Genomic DNA, 15,193 nt, shown 5'->3' with positions numbered 1-15,193 from the left:
GCCCGAGAGCCACCCGGCGAGCTTCCGGCGTTATCTGCGCGAGCGCTTCATGGCGCCGCTCAAGAATGCACCGGCCTTCATTCCCGTCGATGGCGAGGGTGATCCCGCGGCAGTGGTGAAGCAGCTCAGCCAGCAGATCGCCGGCAAGCGCATCGCGGTCTGCTTTGCCGGGATCGGCGAGAACTGCCATCTCGCCTTCAACGACCCGCCGGCCGATTTCGACACGGAAGAGCCCTATCTCGTCGTCAATCTCGACGATGCCTGCAGGCAGCAGCAATTCGGCGAGGGTTGGTTCCCGAGCTTCGCGGACGTGCCGCAGCAGGCGATCTCGATGAGCATCCGCCAGATCCTCAAGAGCGAATTGATCGTCCTCTCGGTCTCCGACACGCGCAAGGCGGCCGCGACGAAGGCGGCGCTCGAAGACCCCGTCAGCAATCTGGCGCCCGCCTCGATCCTGCAGACGCATAAGCGGACCGTGCTGTTCATCGATCCGCCGGCCGCCTCGCTGCTGAGCCGGAAGGGCTGAGAATGCGCACGCCCGGCCTCGTCGATCTGCAGGTGAACGGCTTTGCCGGGGTCGATTTCAACGCCGGCACGATCACGGCGGCCGAGCTCGACCGGGCGCTGGAGGCGATGCTGGCGACGGGCGTGACGACCTGCCTGCCGACGATTATCACCGCCCATCCGCATGAGCTGGAAGAGCGGTTTCGGGCTCTGGACGCCGCCGTGAGCGGCAGCCGGCTCGGGCCATCGATGTGCCCGGGCTATCATCTCGAAGGACCGTTCCTGAACCCGTCCGCGGGCTATGCCGGCTGCCATCCGCCGGAGGCGATGATTGCGGCGAGTGCCGAACTCGTTGCGCGCCTCGACAAGCTTTTGTCGCGGCCGATCCTGATGGTGACGCTGGCGCCGGAGGTTGAAGGCGGCATCGCGCTAGCCGGCCAGTTGGCTGGAATGGGCAAGGTCGTCGCCATCGGCCATTCCGCTGCCGATTTCGCGATCGTCGAGGCGGCTGCCGATGCCGGAGCGACGCTCTCGACCCATCTCGGCAACGGCCTGCCGCAGCAGATGCACAAGCTGGTCAATCCGCTTTTCGCGCAGCTCGGCGAGGACAGGCTGATGGCCGGCTTCATCGCCGACGGCATCCATATCCATCCGAAGGCGCTGAAGAGCCTGATCCGGGCCAAGGGTTTCGAGCGCTCGATCCTGGTCACCGATGCGGTGGTCGCAGCCGGCGCCATGCCCGGCCGCTACAGCTTCGCCGGGATGCCGGTCGATCTGGCCGCCGACGGCTCGGTGCGCCAGCCCGGTGGCGTCTCGCTCGCGGGTTCGGCGTTGAAGCTCGACGACGCCGTCCGCAATGTCGTCACCTGGGGTATCGCGACGCCAGAAGAGGCGGTCGCGATGGCCTCGACCCATGCGCTGGCCTGCATCGCCGATGCGCTGGCGCGGGCCGGTATCGTCCTGCCGGAGAGTGCGATCGAGTGGTCGCCGAATCTCCATATCCGCAGCGTGCGCGTCGGCGACGAAAGCCGCGATTACGCCGCCGGTGCGGCTGCCTGAAGACCTATCAACCAACGAAAAGGGGAGAAGCATGAGTGAATTTTCGAAAGGCATGGATCGCCGCACCGTCCTGGGCGGGCTCGGCGCGCTGACACTCGGCGGAGGCAACGCGCTGGCCGCCGTGCCGGCGCTGCCGTCCGCGCCTGTCGGTATCAACATCATCGATGTCGGCGGGGCGCTCGCCCTGATGCAGCAGGCCTTCGACGACTATCGCACCAACAATCCCAAGCTCGTCTCGCGCATCACCTATGTGAAGGCGCCGGCACCGGAGCTGGCGAGCAAGATCAAGGCGCAGCAGGATGCCGGCCGCTCCGATCTCGACCTCGTCCTGACCGGCTCGGATGGCCTGGCGGCGGGCCTCGAGCAGAATCTCTGGCTCAAGATCTTCCCGGATTTCGCCGAGAAATTCCCGAAGATCGAGGAGAATTACGAGCCGGCGGCGCTGAACCTGCACAAGGTCCAGGGCGCCGGCTTCGGCGCGGTGGTGAACTACTATCCTTCAGGCCCGCTGCTGGAATACATGCCGGCGCGCGTCAAGCAGGTGCCGACCACGGCGGAAGAGCTGCTGGCCTGGGCCAAGGCCAATCCCAACAAGTTCATGTATGCGCGCCCGACCAATTCGGGGCCGGGCCGCACCTTCATGATGGGCCTGCCCTATATCCTCGGCGACAAGGACCCGCAGGACCCGGTCAATGGCTGGGACAAGACCTGGGCTTATCTGCAGGAGATCGGCGAGTACATCGAGTACTATCCGGCCGGCACCGGCGCGACGATGAAGGAGTTCGGCGACGGCTCGCGCGACATCATCATCTCGACCACGGGCTGGGACATCAATCCGCGCGCGCTCGGCATCGTGCCGAAGGAAGCCAAGATCCAGACGCTGAAGGGCTTCCACTGGGTCTCGGACGCCTTCTTCATGTGCGTGCCGAAGGGCATCCCGAACGATCGCCTCGCCGTCGTGCTCGACATCATGGCGCATGTGCTGACGCCGAAGATGCAGGCCTATTCCTATGACGAGGGCTATCTCTATCCGGGGCCGGCGGTGAAGAACGTGCCGCTCTCGCTGGCGCCGCAGCGCAGCCAGGACGTCATCGCGGAATTCGGCCGGCCGGAATATGCCGACCTCATCGCCAAGAACCCGATCGAACTGCCGCTGAAGCCCGACAAGATGGTCGTCGCCTTCCGCAAATGGGACGAGCTGGTCGGCGCCAAGCGCAAGCGCTGATCTGCGCCTCGCTTCCTTCGCTCCGCGCCGCCGCGGAGCGAGAGAAAGGCCCGGAAACCCTCATGCGGTGTCGTCACCGGGGATGGGTTCCGGGCCGATCTGTTTCGGGTTCAGTTCGCGATGATCGTATGCGGAAACGCGCCGTCATCCCGGATCGGCGCCGCGTCGCGGCTTGTCCGGGACGACGTCGTGGCGCCGTACGGGCTCGGCAGCCTCAACCGACGATCGAAGCGTCGTTTTCGGTCCGTCTCCAGAAGAGCCTGACGCCGCCTTCCGGGGTGGATTCCAATCCCGGGACGGCGGCGAGGAGCTTCTGGGTGTAGGGGTGCTGCGGATTGTCGAAGATGTCGTCTCGGGGACCTTGCTCGACGATCTTGCCGTCCTGCATGACGATGACGCGGTCTGCGACCTGCTCGACCACGCCGAGATCGTGGCTGATGAACAGGCAGGAGAAGCCGTGCTTCTTCTGCAATTCGTCGAAGAGCTCCAGCACCTGCGCGCGCACGGTGACGTCCAGCGCCGAGACCGGCTCGTCGGCGATGACGAAGCTGGGACGGCGCACGATCGCACGCGCGATCGCGATACGCTGGCGCTGGCCGCCCGAGAGTTCGTGCGGATAGCGCTCGGCGAAGCCGTCGCCCAGGCCGACCTCGGCCAGCACCTCGGCGACGCGGGCCTTGCGGTCGGCCGGGGTCATGTCGGGGACGAGGCGCAGCGGTTCGGCCACGAGCTGCCGGATCGTCATGCGCGGATCGAGCGAGGAGTACGGGTCCTGGAAGACCATCTGGCAGTTCAGCCGATAGTCCCAATAGGCCGCGTCGCTCTTCTGGATCGGCTTGCCATTGAAGCGGATCTCGCCACTGGTCGGCTTCACGAGCCCGGCGATCGACTGGCCGAGCGTGGTCTTGCCCGAGCCCGAGCCGCCGACCACCGCGACGACCTCGCCGGGCTTAACGTCGATGCTGATGCCGTGCAGCGCGCGCTTGGCCTCCCCCTTGCGGAAGAAGCCCTGGCGACCGGGATATTCGACGACGAGGTCGCTGACCGCGACGATCGGCGTCTTCGCCTCCGGCAGGAGGCGGGCCGGCAGGCGATGCGGCATCGCCGAGAGCAGCTTGCGGGTATAGGGGTGCTGCGGCCGGGCGAGGATGTCCTCGCTCAAGCCCTGCTCGACCACGTCGCCCTGGCACATCACGACGATGCGGCTGCAATAGCGCGCGACCATGCCGAGATCATGCGAGATCAGCAGCACGGCGGTGTCGTTGGCCTTCGTCAGCTCGACCATCAGCTCCATCACGTCGCGCTGGACGACGGCGTCGAGCGCGGTGGTCGGCTCGTCCGCCAGCAGCAGGGCGGGCTTCAGCAGCATCACCGAGGCCAGCATGATGCGCTGGCGCATGCCGCCGGAGAACTGGTGCGGATAGGCGGTGAGCGCGCCCTCGGGGTCGCGCAGGCCGACGCTCCTGAGCATGTCGAGGATCAGCGCGCGGCGCTGGCTTGCGTCGAGCTTGCGGTGCAGCGCCAAGCCCTCATCGAGCTGGCGCCCGATCAGCATCGAGGGATTGAGCGAGGTCATCGGCTCCTGGAAGACCATGCCGACCTTGGAGCCGCGCATGGTGCGCAGGTCCTTCGGGCTCATCGCCATCACGTCCTGGCCGTCGAAGCGGATCGTACCGCCCTCGAGCCGGACCGCCGGCGGGATGAAGCCCATCACGGCACGGGCCGCGAGCGTTTTCCCCGAGCCGGATTCGCCGACGATGCCGACGATCTCGCCGGGGAAGACCTGGAAGGAGACGTCGTTGACCACCGTGCGGCCGGAGCCGCCGATCCTGAGCGTAAGATTGGCGACGTCGAGCAGGGGAGCGGCTTTGGTGGTCATCGCGAGCCCCTCATCCGCGGGTCGAGCCTGTCGCGCACGGCGTCGCCGAGCAGGTTGATGCCGAGCAGGGTCAGCGAGATGCACAGGCCCGGGAAGATGCCGAGCCAGACGGCCTGGCCGATATAGGGCCTGGAACCGGCGAGCATGTTGCCCCAGGTGGGGGCCGGCGGCGGCACGCCCAGGCCTAGGAAGGAGAGCGCGCTCTCGGCCAGCAGGACATAGCCGAACATCGAGGTCGCCAGCACGGTCAGCGGTGCGATGCAGTTCGGCAGGATGTGGCGGGCCATGGTGAAGCCCTCGGAGTTGCCCATCACGCGGGAGGCCGCGATGAACTCGCGCTCGCGCAACGACAGCACCGTGCCGCGCACGACGCGGGCGACGGACGGCGTATAGGCGATGCCGAGCGCTACGATGATGCCGTATTTGTTGGCGCCGACCACCGCGAGCAGGCCGAGCGCCAGCAGGATGCCGGGGAAGGCGAGCAGCGCATCGTTGAAGGCCATGATGATGCGGTCGGTCCAGCCGCGCATATAGCCGGAGAACAGGCCGATCGTGGTGCCCGCGATGACGGCGAGCGTCACGGTGAGGATCGAGATCCAGACCGAGGTCGCCGCACCCGCCATCAGGCGCGAGAGCACGTCGCGGCCGAACTCGTCGGTGCCGAGCCAGTGCAGCGCGCTCGGCGCCGCCAGCTTCTCGCGGAAGGAGAGCTTGAGCGGATCATAGGGCGTCCAGAGCGCGCCGGTGCAGGCCGTCGCGAGCAGGATGCCGATCAGCGTGCCGCCGACGATCGCATTGGGGGCGGGAAGCTTCATGCGGCTGGGCTTCCTGACGGTGCCGCTGCCCGTCGTTGTGCTGTCGCTGCTCATTGCGCCGTCACCCTTGGATCGAAGACCGGGTAGCAGAGGTCGATGACGAGGTTCACCAGGACGTAGGTGAAGGCGACGAAGAGCATGCAGCCCTGGATCACCGGATAGTCGCGGGCGAAGATCGCGTCGACCAGCAGGCGTCCGAGCCCGGGGATGGTGAAGACGGTCTCGACCACCGCGATGCCGCCGAGCAGGTTGCCGAGCACGAGGCCGATCAGCGTCCAGGTCGGGCCGAAGGCGTTCTTGAAGGCATGGCGCCAGAGCACGGCGCGTTCCGAGAGGCCCTTGGCGCGGGCATGGGTGATGTAGTCGAGGCGCAGCACCTCCAGCGTCGAGGCGCGGGCCATGCGCAAGATCACGCCGATCTCGTGCAGGAACAGCGTCAGGATCGGCATGATGAGGTAGAGGATGCCGGCCCAGGGGTTCTCGGCGATCGAGACATAGCCGACCACCGGCAGCCATTCGAGCTTGAGCCCGAAGAACAGCAGGAGCAGCAAACCGAGCCAGAAGGTCGGGATCGAGAGCAGGAGCGTCGCGGTCGCGACGAGGCCGAGATCGAGCGCCGAATCCTGCTTCCAGGCGGCGATGACGCCGGCCGGCACCGCGACGCAGCTCGCCAGCAGCACGGCGACGAGCACGATCTGCGCGGAGACCCAGAAGCGCGACAGGATCAGCGGCAGCACCGCCTGCTGCGAGGAGATCGACTGGCCGAAATCGCCGGTCACGACATTGCCGATCCAGATGCCGAACTGAACCGGCAGCGACTGGTCGAGCCCGAGCCGGGCCCTGAGATCGGCGAGGCTTGCCGGCGTCGCGAGGTCACCCAGCATCAACTGGGCGGGGTCGCCGGGGATCAGGCGGATCAGGACGAAGACCGATACCGCCACGATCAGCAGCGTCGGCAATGCCATGACGATCCGCGTCAGCGCAAAGCGAAACATGAAAGGCCCTCCCAAGCCTCAGGAGCATTTCCGCATTTCCTGTGCGGGCCGAAGTCCGCTTCGTCCGAAAATGCTCGAAGCCGGCCCCGCCATGCGGCGGGCCGGCGAACCGCCTCACTTGGAGACGCTGACTTCCCAAAGGCGCAACTGGGACGCCCAGGGCGTCACGCCGCTCACGCGCTTGTTGTGGGCGATGATGTCGAGGTCGTTATGGGTGAAGATGGTCGGGACCTGGTCGATGAAGCGCTTGTTCAGGTCGTCGAAGATCTTCTGGCGCTCGGCGACATCCGTCACCACCATCGACTTCTGGATCAGGGCGAGCGCCTCCGGCTCCTCCCAGATCTTGCGCGGCTGCTTGTCCTTCGGGCCGGCGATCTGCTCGTAGCCGAGCGCGGGGTCGAAGCGGCTCGAATAGGAGAAGGCCTGCATCTGGTAGTTGCCCTTGTTGTAGCGGTCCAGCTGCGTTGCCCATTCCAGCACCTCGATCTCGGCATTGATGCCGACCGCCTGCATCATCGCCTGGGCGATGACGGCGGTGTTGAAGCTCGGCACGCTGGAGCGCTTGTTGGCGAGGATCGTGATCTTCTCGCCCTTGTAGCCGGCCTTCTGCAGCAAGGCCTTGGCCGCGGCGGGGTCGTATGTGAAGCCCTGCTTCTCGACGTCGCCGTAATATTTCGAGGTCATGTAGACCGGCGAGTTGTTGGGCTTGCCGAGGCCGTTGGTGACATTGCCGACGAGCTCGGGGAAGTCGATCGCGGCGGCGATCGCCTGGCGCAGGGCCTGGTTCTTCATGACGGGATCGCGCGTCTGGATGATCAGGCTGTGCCGGACCGGGTTCGGCGCGATGGCGAGCGTCAGGTTCGGCGCGTTCTTGAGATCAGGCACGTCCGATTCCGGCATCAGCGCCATGTCGAGCGAGCCCGAAAGCAGGCCAGCCTTCACCGTTGCCGCATCGGGGATGACCATGAAGCGGGCTTCCTTCACCAGCGGGCGCTTCGAGCCGATATAGCCGTCGCGCTTGTCGCCCTTGGGCGAGACATACTGGTCGAAGGCGAGGAGCTGGACCGACTGGGCGCGCTTCCACTCGCCGAGCATGAACGGGCCGGTGCCGATCGGCTTGTCCCAGCTGCCATCGGCCTTGACCGAGTCCTTGTGGAGCACGGCGGTGCCGCCGCAATCGGCGCGGGCGAGCGAGTCGAGGAAGAGGCCGTTGGGCTCGTTGATATCCATCACGACGGTGTCGCCGTCCGGAGCCGCGATCTTCTCGACCTTGAGGCCGTTGCGCCCGTCGAAATCGGACAGGCAGCGCCAGTCGGTCTTCGGGTCCATGTAGCGGCTCCAGCTCCACAGCACGTCGGCCGAGGTCATGGTCGCGCCGTTATGGAACTTCACGCCCTTGCGCAGGCGGAAGGTGTAGGTCTTGCCGTCGGGCGAGATTTCGACCTTCTCGGCCAGAAGCGGGCCGACCGAGCCGTCCTCGGCATAGCCGACGAGGCCCTCGACCATGTGCATCACGACGGCATCGGTGTTGCCGTCGCGGTTCACGCCGGGATTGGTCGAGCGGATATCGGCGTTGAGCACGGCCGTCAGCGTCTGGGCCTGCAGGGCGCCAGCCGAGAGGGCCAGCGCTGCGGCGGAGACAAGGAAGCGCTTCATGGTGGTTCCCCTGTTCTTGTGAACGTTCAGGCTGCCTTGCGGGCGGCGCGGATGCGGCGGAGTTCGCCGGCGAAGAAATCCTCGACGACCGGCACGACCTTGACGCCGTCATGCGGCGTGTTCGGCACGAGGTCGAAGCGGGCGGCGATGCCGTGCGCGGCGAAGTTGTCGCGCAGGCTCGCCAGCCGCTCCGGCCGGTTGGTGCCGGCATGGTTGGCGTCCGGCATCCAGTTGCGGCCGCCCGGCTTGTGGGTGATCTCCCAGGTCTCGAGATCGGCGGCGCCGACGACCATCTGGACCGCGACCTGCTGCATCGCGGGGATGTCGAGTTCCTGGCCGAAGAGTTCGGCGAAGTTGCGCGTGCCGACCCACCAGTCGCGGCTGGGGTCGAGCAGAGTGACCGAGCCCGGCGCGCCGATCGAGACGCCCCAGAGCTTGTGCGGCTGCAGCATCAGGAAACGATGGGCGAAATGGCCGCCGCCGGAATAGCCGAACAGGCCGAAACGGTCGAAGGCGATGCCGTAGCGCTCGGAGACCTCCTCGACGATGGCGAGCAGGATATGGTCGTAACGGAGATTGCCCTCGCGCATGTACTTGAAGCCGTCGCGATAGCCGTCGCCCATCACGCCGATCGGGAAGAGCGGCGCCAGGATGATGCAGTTGTTCCAGCGGGCGAAGGCCGAGAAGGCGTCGCGATAGCCGGTGAAGCCGCGGCCGGTGCCGTGCATCGCGACGATCAGCTCCGGCTTCTCGCCGCCCTCGCCGAGGCTCGGCGGGACATAGAGGCAATAGGGGAAGCGCGGATCGTGCTTCGCGGAATAGATCGAGGTCGGGCCGTATTCGTAGAGCGCCTTGGCGCGGGCGGCCGCCTCGGAGTCGGGCTTGGCGGTCTGTTCTGCCACGGCGTTCACAGGCATTCTCCTCTGGCGAAATTATTGGCGCCAATTTTGTCGCATGTTATGGTCCGCTTCGCAACCAACTTCTTCCAGCTTGCGCGAATCCTGCTAGAGAGCCCCTCATGAACGAGCGGAAACGCAAGAACACCAGCACGCGGCGCGCCATGCTCGCCAACGAGATCGCCCAGGCGATCCGCCTGCGCGCGTTCCGGCCGGGCGAATGGCTGCGCCAGATCGATCTCGAGGAGCGCTTCGAGGCGACGCGCTTCGACGTGCGCAGCGCGCTCGACGAGCTCGCCGTGCGCAAGACGATCGAGCATGTGCCGAACCGGGGCTATCGCGTCGCCGAGGTCGACCTGAAGACCTATGAGGAGATCCTCGCGACGCGGATCATCCTGGAGCGGGCCACGGCCGAGGGCGTCGTCGCACGCATCGACGACGCGGCGATCGCGCGGCTGGACGCACTCGCGGCGCAGTTCTCCGCCGCGGTCACGACCGGCAGCCGGACCGAGCAGAGCGAGATCAACCGCGCCTTCCATCAATTCATGTACTCCTTCTGCGGCAATGCCGTGCTGGAGGAGATGATCTGGGGCCTGCGGGACCGCGGGCGCGGTTCGCAGATCACGGTGTGGAGCTCGCATGAACTGCTCCAGAAGAGCGACCGCGAGCATTTCGAGATGATGGCGGCCCTGAAGGCGCGCGATGCGGAGCGGCTGGCAGCGCTGATCGCGACCCATATCATCAAGGGCGGGGTCGTTGGCCCGGTCCCCGTCGAGCCGGGCTGAACGGCCACCCTCACTTGGCGATGCCGACCTCCCAGAGGCGTGGCTTCGAGGCGACCCAGGGCGCGAAGCCCTGCAGGCGCTTCGATACGACGGCCGTGTCGACCTGATTGTAGAGGAAGATCAGCGGCGCATCGGCCAGCATCATGACATGGAGCTGGTCGAAGATCTTCCGGCGCTCGGCCTCGTCGCTGACCAGCGTCGCCTTCTCGATCAGCGCATCGGCCTCGCGATTGTCCCAGACCTTGGATGGCAGCTTGTCCTTCGGGCCGGAGAACTGGTTGTAGCTCTGGGCGGGGTCGATGCGGGCGGAATAGCTAAAGGACATCATCTGGTAGTTGCCCTTCGAGAAGCGGTCGAGCTGGGTCGCCCATTCCAGGATCTCGATCTCCGACTTGATGCCGGCTGCCTGGAGCATGGCCTGCGCCATGATCGCGATCGGATAGCTCGGCACCGTCGAGCGCTTGTTGGCGATCAGCCTGATCGTCTCGCCCTTGTAGCCGGCCTCGGCCAGGAGCTTCTTCACGCGCGCCGGATCGTGCGTGTAGCGCTTCTTCTGGACCTCGTCATAATAGGGTGAGGTGATGTAGACCGCCGAGTTGTTGGTCTTGCCCAGGCCGTTCGAGACGGCGCCGACGATCTCGTCCTGATTGAGCGCCGCCACGATCGCCTGGCGCATGCGAACATCGCCGAGCAGCGGGTCGCGGCTCTGGAGCAGGATGCCGTGCTTGGTGGCGCTCGGCGCCGTGAGCACCTGCAACCCGCTCTTCTTCATCTCCGGCACGTCCTCGTCGGGGACATCCGCGACGTCGAGCGCGCCGGACATCAGGCCGGCCTTCACCGTCGCGCCATCGGCGATGGCGAGGAACTTGACCTCGGCCGCCAGCGGGCGCTTCGAGCCGACATAGCCGTCGCGCTTGTCGCCGGCCGGGGAGGTATAGGCATCGAAGCGCTTGAGCAGGACGAATTCGCCGCGGCGCCAGTCGGCGAGCTGGAAGGGGCCGGTGCCGATCGGCTTGTCCCAGCTACCATCGGCCTTCAGCGAGTCCTTGTGCAGGATCGCGACCATGGCGCAATCGGTGCGGGCCATGGTGTCCAGGAAGAGCGCGCTCGGCTTTTCCAGCTTCATCATGAAGGTCGAGGCGTCGGGAGCGGTCGCTTCGGTGACCTTGAGGCCGATGCGGCCGTCGAATTCCGGCTTGCAGCGCCAGTCGGTCTTCGCGTCCATGTAGCGGTTCCAGCTCCACAGCACGTCGGCCGAACTCATCTCGGCGCCGTTGTGGAATTTCACGCCCTTGCGCAGGTGGAAGGTGTAGGTCAGCCCGTCCTGCGAGACGTCGATGGTTTCGGCAAGGAGGGGCGCGACGGCGCCGTTCTCGCGATAGCCGACGAGGCCCTCGACCATGTGCAGCACCACGGCATCGGTGTTGTCGTCGCGGTTGACGCCCGGATTGGTCGAGCGGATGTCGGCATTGAGCGCGACATTGATGGTCTGCGCTTGCGCCGCGCCGCCCAACAGCGCGAGCGCCAGGGTGGCGGTCGAAATACGGATCATTGCCGTTCCCTCGTTATCGTGTCGGTCGGGCATGCCCTGTGGGGGCATGCCGTGCTGTCGGAGGTAGCGAAGGCGAGGTGACGGCCGTTACTGGCCGAGGCTGACTTCCCAGGCGCGGGGCAGCGAGCTCAGCGTCGAGACATAGCCCTGAGTCTTGTTGCCCATCGCACCGCCGACGATGCCGTTGTAGAGCATCACCATCGGGACATCGGCGATGAAGCGCTGGTGCAATTCGTCGAAGATCTTCTGGCGCTCGGCCTTGTCGTTCACGACCATGGACTTGTCGAGCAGGGCCTGCACCTCGGGATTGTCCCAGAGCTTGCGCGGCTGCTTGTCCTTCGGGCCGGTCATCGACTCGTATGACAGCGCGGGGTCCATGCGGCCGGAATAGGGGAAGGCCTGGATCGTGTAGTTGCCCTTGCTGTAGCGGTCGAGCTGCGTCGCCCATTCCAGCACCTCGATCTCGACGTTGAGTCCGACAGCCTGGAGCATCTGCTGGGCGACGACGGCGGCGTCGAAGCTTTCGGGATAGCGCTTGTTGGCGAGCATCACGATCTTCTCGCCCTTGTAGCCGGCTTCCGCGATGAGCTTCTTGGCGGCGGTGGGATCGTATTTCCAGCCCTGCTTCTGGACCGGGCCGTAATAGGCCGAGAGCGCCGGCACGATCGAGTTGTTGGGCGAGCCGATTCCGTCGGTGACGGCGTTGACCAGTTCCTTGGAGTCGATCGCGGCGGCGATCGCCTGGCGCAGCTTGAGGTTCTGCAGCAGCGGGTCGCGGGTCTGGATGATCAGGCCGACGAGGCCCATGCTGGTGACGACGGAGGTCTTGACCTTGTCGTTCTTCTTGAGCTCGGCAATGTCGGTATTGGCGATATCCGGGACGACGTCGATATCGCCCTTCAGCAGGGCGGCCTTGGCCGTCGCGTTGTCGGGGATGATCAGGAAGCGCACCTCGTCGACCAGTGGCTTCTTGGCGCCGGTCAGGCCGTCGATCTTGCCGGGCAGAGAGGCATAGTCGGCGAAGCGCTCCAGCCGGATGTACTCGCCGCGCTTCCATTCCGCGAACTTGAACGGGCCGGTGCCGATCGGCTTGTCGAAGGAGCCGTCGGCCTTGACCGAGTCCTTGTGGAGGATGCCGGTCATCGCGCAATCGGTGCGGGCGAGCGCCGAGAGGAAGAGCGCGCTCGGCTTATCCAGCTCGAAGACGACGGTCTTGTCATCAGGCGCGGAGATTTTCTCGACCTTGACCTGGCCGCGGCCGTCGAATTCCGAGAGGCAGCGCCAGTCGGTCTTCGGATCCATGTAGCGGTTCCAGTTCCACAGCACGTCGGCTGCGGTCAGCGGGGCGCCGTTATGGAACTTCACGCCTTGGCGCAGGGTGAAGCTGTAGCTCTTGCCGTCCGGGGAGATGTCGATCTTCTCGGCGAGCAACGGCTTCGGCAAGGCGTCCTCGCCATAGGCGACGAGGCCTTCGACAAACTGAATGACGACGCCGTCGGTATTGGCGTCGCGATTGACGCCCGGATTGATCGAGCGGATGTCGGCGCGGAGCTGGATCTTGAGCGTGCTCGCCCCTGCGGCCTGAACGAGGCCGCCGCACAGGAGCGCGGCGGCGAGGGCGGTCTTGGTGATCAGGCGCATCATGTTCCCCTGTTTTTCTTCGGTTGTGACGCGGGATCGGGATCGGCTTATTCGGCCGCTTCGGCGAGCAGCACGGGGTCCTCGGTCAGGCTGTAGCGGGTGAAGACGCGGTTCTCGGCCGGCAGCGGCGCGACCTCCATGATCCCCTTCGCCGGCTGCATGATCACCATCGCGACCGTCGCCGAGAGATTGCCCTGCTCGTTGGGGCGGGCCGGACGGCAGACCGAATAGGGCGACAGGAAATCGTCGAAGAGCGCCTGCTTGAGATCGTCGACGGTCAGCTTGCGGCCGGCCTCGTCGAGCAGCTTCCTGACGCGCCAGTCGCGGTAGAAGCTCTCCGGCACGCGCGGGATGCTGGTGTTCTTGACCTTGGTCAGCGCGACCTGGCCGACCCAGTGGTTGGCATGCACGATTATGCCGTCTTCCGGATAGATCGGGAACGCCTCGTCCGGCGCGCATTCGAAATCGATGCCGAAGCCCTTCACGGTCGAGAGCATCATATTGTTTGAGCAGGCCTTGGGCGTCGCGGCGACGGCCTTGATGGCGAAGGCGAGATGCTCCTGCTCCAGAACCTTGCGGCGGATCAGGGCGAGCGGCACGCCCGACTGGGTGAAGTCGCGCTCGCATTCCAAGTAGTTGGCGGTGATCGAGACGCCGGCCGCGTTCATGCCGCAGCGGGCGAGGCCGCCGGCCTCGACGAAGGTCAGGAAATCCGGGCCGTCGGCACGGCGCACGCGCAGCACGATCGCGGTTTCCGCGCATTCGGCGCGCCAATCCCAGTTCTGGCCGTGGATGACTTCGCCATTGGCGCTGCGCTCGGGCAGGATGATCGCGCCGGTGCAGCCGTCGTCGAGCTCTTCCGTCGCCTCGACCGGCTTGTTCTTGATCATCCGCGCCTTGGCGATGACCTCGGTGCGGGCATTGACCATGATGATGTCTTCGAGCGCGACGCCGGCGCCGTCGGCGATGCCGCGCATCTCCTCGATGTAATGCGCGCCGAAAGCCTCGATCTCGCTGGCGAACTCGCCGATCAGGGCGGATTTGGCCTTGGCATCGTAGCCGAGATCGCCGAGCTGGCCGCCATAGAGCTCGATCGAGCGCTTCACACGGCTCGGCACGGCGGCGCCATGCTGGCGGCCGCGCTCATAGGGCGTGCCGGAGACGTCGACGAAGGGGCAGGGCTGGACCATGGCGCGCATCTTTCGGATATGCTGGCAGGAGATCGTACTTTAGTGTATTTCATCATCAACTAAAACAATCAAGGGCCTTCCCATGGCAGCGCCGACCCGGCTGCAACAGGACATTGCCGAACGCATCCTGCAGCTCGTGCGCGACGACGCGCTGGCGGCCGGCGCCTGGCTCAACGAGAACGCAACGGCGAAGCGGCTCGGCGTCTCGCGCACGCCCGTGCGGGCCGCGCTGGATCACCTGGCCGAGCAGGGCGTGGTGCGGCGGCATCTCAACAAGGGCATCGAGCTCATCCACCTGCCGGCCGCGACCGATAGCGCCCGGGCGCCGGAGACGATCGAGCTCGCGATGGTCAAGCTCGCGCATGAACGCGAGAACGGCCTGCTGCCCGACGAGGTCTCGGAACTTGAGGTGATGCGGCGCTACGAGCTCGGCCGGCCCGAGGCGCAGAAGCTGCTCGCCCGCCTTGCCGATCTCGACATGGTCGAGCGCAAGCCCGGCTATGGCTGGCGCTTCCTGCACGAGCCGCGCGACAAGCGCCTGCGCGACGAGAGCTACCGCTTCCGGCTGGTCATCGAGCCGATGTGCATGCTCGAACCCGGCTTCCACCTCGAACCCGGCTGGATTGCGGAGATGCGGGCGCGCCATCTCGCCTATCTGCAAAGCCCGTGGCGCGAGTCTTCCAGCATCGCCTTCTACGAGATGAATGCCGCGTTCCATGAAGGCTTGGCCGCGGCGACGGGCAATCGCTATTTCCACTCGGCCGTGCGCCGTCAGAACCAGCTCAGGCGCCTCTCGAACTACGATTGGGGCCTGGGCTTCGAGCGCGTGCGCGTGAACTGCACAGAGCACCTCGCCATGCTCGACCATCTCGAAGCCGGCGAGAACGAGGTCGCGTCGGCCCTGATGCGCAGCCATTTGCTCAGAGCCAGCAAGCTCAAGCTGGGGACGCGGCAGGCGGGAGAGACCGACTGAACGCGGGCTTGCCCGGCGCGGGA

At 66.1% G+C, this 15,193-nt stretch carries 13 protein-coding genes; 5 read left to right on the top strand and 8 right to left on the bottom strand.

The genetic code is table 11. The features are described from left to right. From JHD80_RS08995 to JHD80_RS08985, 3 genes are all read left to right on the top strand, one after another. The coding region (locus tag JHD80_RS08995) for a 6-phosphogluconolactonase (RefSeq protein WP_199086215.1) at nt 1–526 on the top strand (526 nt) is incomplete at its 5' end. A 2-nt stretch (nt 527–528) separates the two neighbouring features. Next, complete coding sequence (locus tag JHD80_RS08990; protein ID WP_199086212.1) at nt 529–1,563, top strand: N-acetylglucosamine-6-phosphate deacetylase; 1,035 nt, start codon at nt 529–531, stop codon at nt 1,561–1,563. Nucleotides 1,564–1,594: 31 nt separating this feature from the next. Continuing rightward, nucleotides 1,595–2,788, top strand: coding sequence for an extracellular solute-binding protein (locus JHD80_RS08985; protein ID WP_199086204.1), 1,194 nt, complete (start codon nt 1,595–1,597; stop codon nt 2,786–2,788). Between the two features lie 214 nt (nt 2,789–3,002). On the opposite strand, the gene JHD80_RS08980 is transcribed toward JHD80_RS08985, so the two are convergent. The 5 genes from JHD80_RS08980 to JHD80_RS08960 form a co-directional block, all read right to left on the bottom strand. Then, the gene (locus JHD80_RS08980) at nt 3,003–4,667 is read right to left on the bottom strand and encodes an ABC transporter ATP-binding protein (protein ID WP_199086202.1); all 1,665 of its coding nucleotides are present in this window, start codon (nt 4,665–4,667) and stop codon (nt 3,003–3,005) included. After that, on the bottom strand, nt 4,664–5,482 hold the full coding sequence (locus tag JHD80_RS08975; RefSeq protein ID WP_199086200.1) for an ABC transporter permease: 819 nt from the start codon (nt 5,480–5,482) through the stop codon (nt 4,664–4,666). The genes JHD80_RS08980 and JHD80_RS08975 overlap by 4 nt, the downstream gene beginning before the upstream one ends. Nucleotides 5,483–5,532: 50 nt before the next feature. Further along, nucleotides 5,533–6,477 carry an ABC transporter permease gene (locus JHD80_RS08970; protein WP_199086198.1) on the bottom strand — a complete coding sequence of 315 codons (945 nt, stop codon included), beginning with the start codon at nt 6,475–6,477 and terminating at the stop codon, nt 5,533–5,535. Nucleotides 6,478–6,591: 114 nt separating this feature from the next. Then, complete coding sequence (locus tag JHD80_RS08965) at nt 6,592–8,133, bottom strand: ABC transporter substrate-binding protein (protein WP_199086196.1); 1,542 nt, start codon at nt 8,131–8,133, stop codon at nt 6,592–6,594. 26 nt (nt 8,134–8,159) lie between these two features. Further along, nucleotides 8,160–9,044 carry an alpha/beta hydrolase family protein gene (locus JHD80_RS08960; protein WP_349237237.1) on the bottom strand — a complete coding sequence of 295 codons (885 nt, stop codon included), beginning with the start codon at nt 9,042–9,044 and terminating at the stop codon, nt 8,160–8,162. Between the two features lie 107 nt (nt 9,045–9,151). Between JHD80_RS08960 and JHD80_RS08955 the strand changes: the two genes are divergently transcribed. Continuing rightward, complete coding sequence (locus JHD80_RS08955) at nt 9,152–9,814, top strand: GntR family transcriptional regulator (protein WP_199086192.1); 663 nt, start codon at nt 9,152–9,154, stop codon at nt 9,812–9,814. Between the two features lie 10 nt (nt 9,815–9,824). On the opposite strand, the gene JHD80_RS08950 is transcribed toward JHD80_RS08955, so the two are convergent. The 3 genes from JHD80_RS08950 to JHD80_RS08940 form a co-directional block, all read right to left on the bottom strand. Beyond that, nucleotides 9,825–11,366 (bottom strand): ABC transporter substrate-binding protein, encoded by a 1,542-nt coding sequence (locus JHD80_RS08950; protein ID WP_199086191.1) that lies wholly within the window; start codon nt 11,364–11,366, stop codon nt 9,825–9,827. A gap of 87 nt (nt 11,367–11,453) precedes the next feature. Next, on the bottom strand, nt 11,454–13,010 hold the full coding sequence (locus JHD80_RS08945) for an ABC transporter substrate-binding protein (protein WP_248311449.1): 1,557 nt from the start codon (nt 13,008–13,010) through the stop codon (nt 11,454–11,456). A gap of 44 nt (nt 13,011–13,054) precedes the next feature. Next, the gene (locus JHD80_RS08940) at nt 13,055–14,197 is read right to left on the bottom strand and encodes a C45 family autoproteolytic acyltransferase/hydolase (RefSeq protein ID WP_199086189.1); all 1,143 of its coding nucleotides are present in this window, start codon (nt 14,195–14,197) and stop codon (nt 13,055–13,057) included. A gap of 82 nt (nt 14,198–14,279) precedes the next feature. Between JHD80_RS08940 and JHD80_RS08935 the strand changes: the two genes are divergently transcribed. After that, complete coding sequence (locus tag JHD80_RS08935) at nt 14,280–15,170, top strand: GntR family transcriptional regulator (protein ID WP_199086187.1); 891 nt, start codon at nt 14,280–14,282, stop codon at nt 15,168–15,170. Nucleotides 15,171–15,193: the final 23 nt, after the last annotated feature.

Source organism: Allobosea sp. ASV33, assembly GCF_016428755.1.
Lineage (GTDB): Bacteria > Pseudomonadota > Alphaproteobacteria > Rhizobiales > Beijerinckiaceae > Allobosea.
Note: the sequence above shows the minus strand (reverse complement) of the source record. Positions and strands in the feature narration are given on the sequence as shown.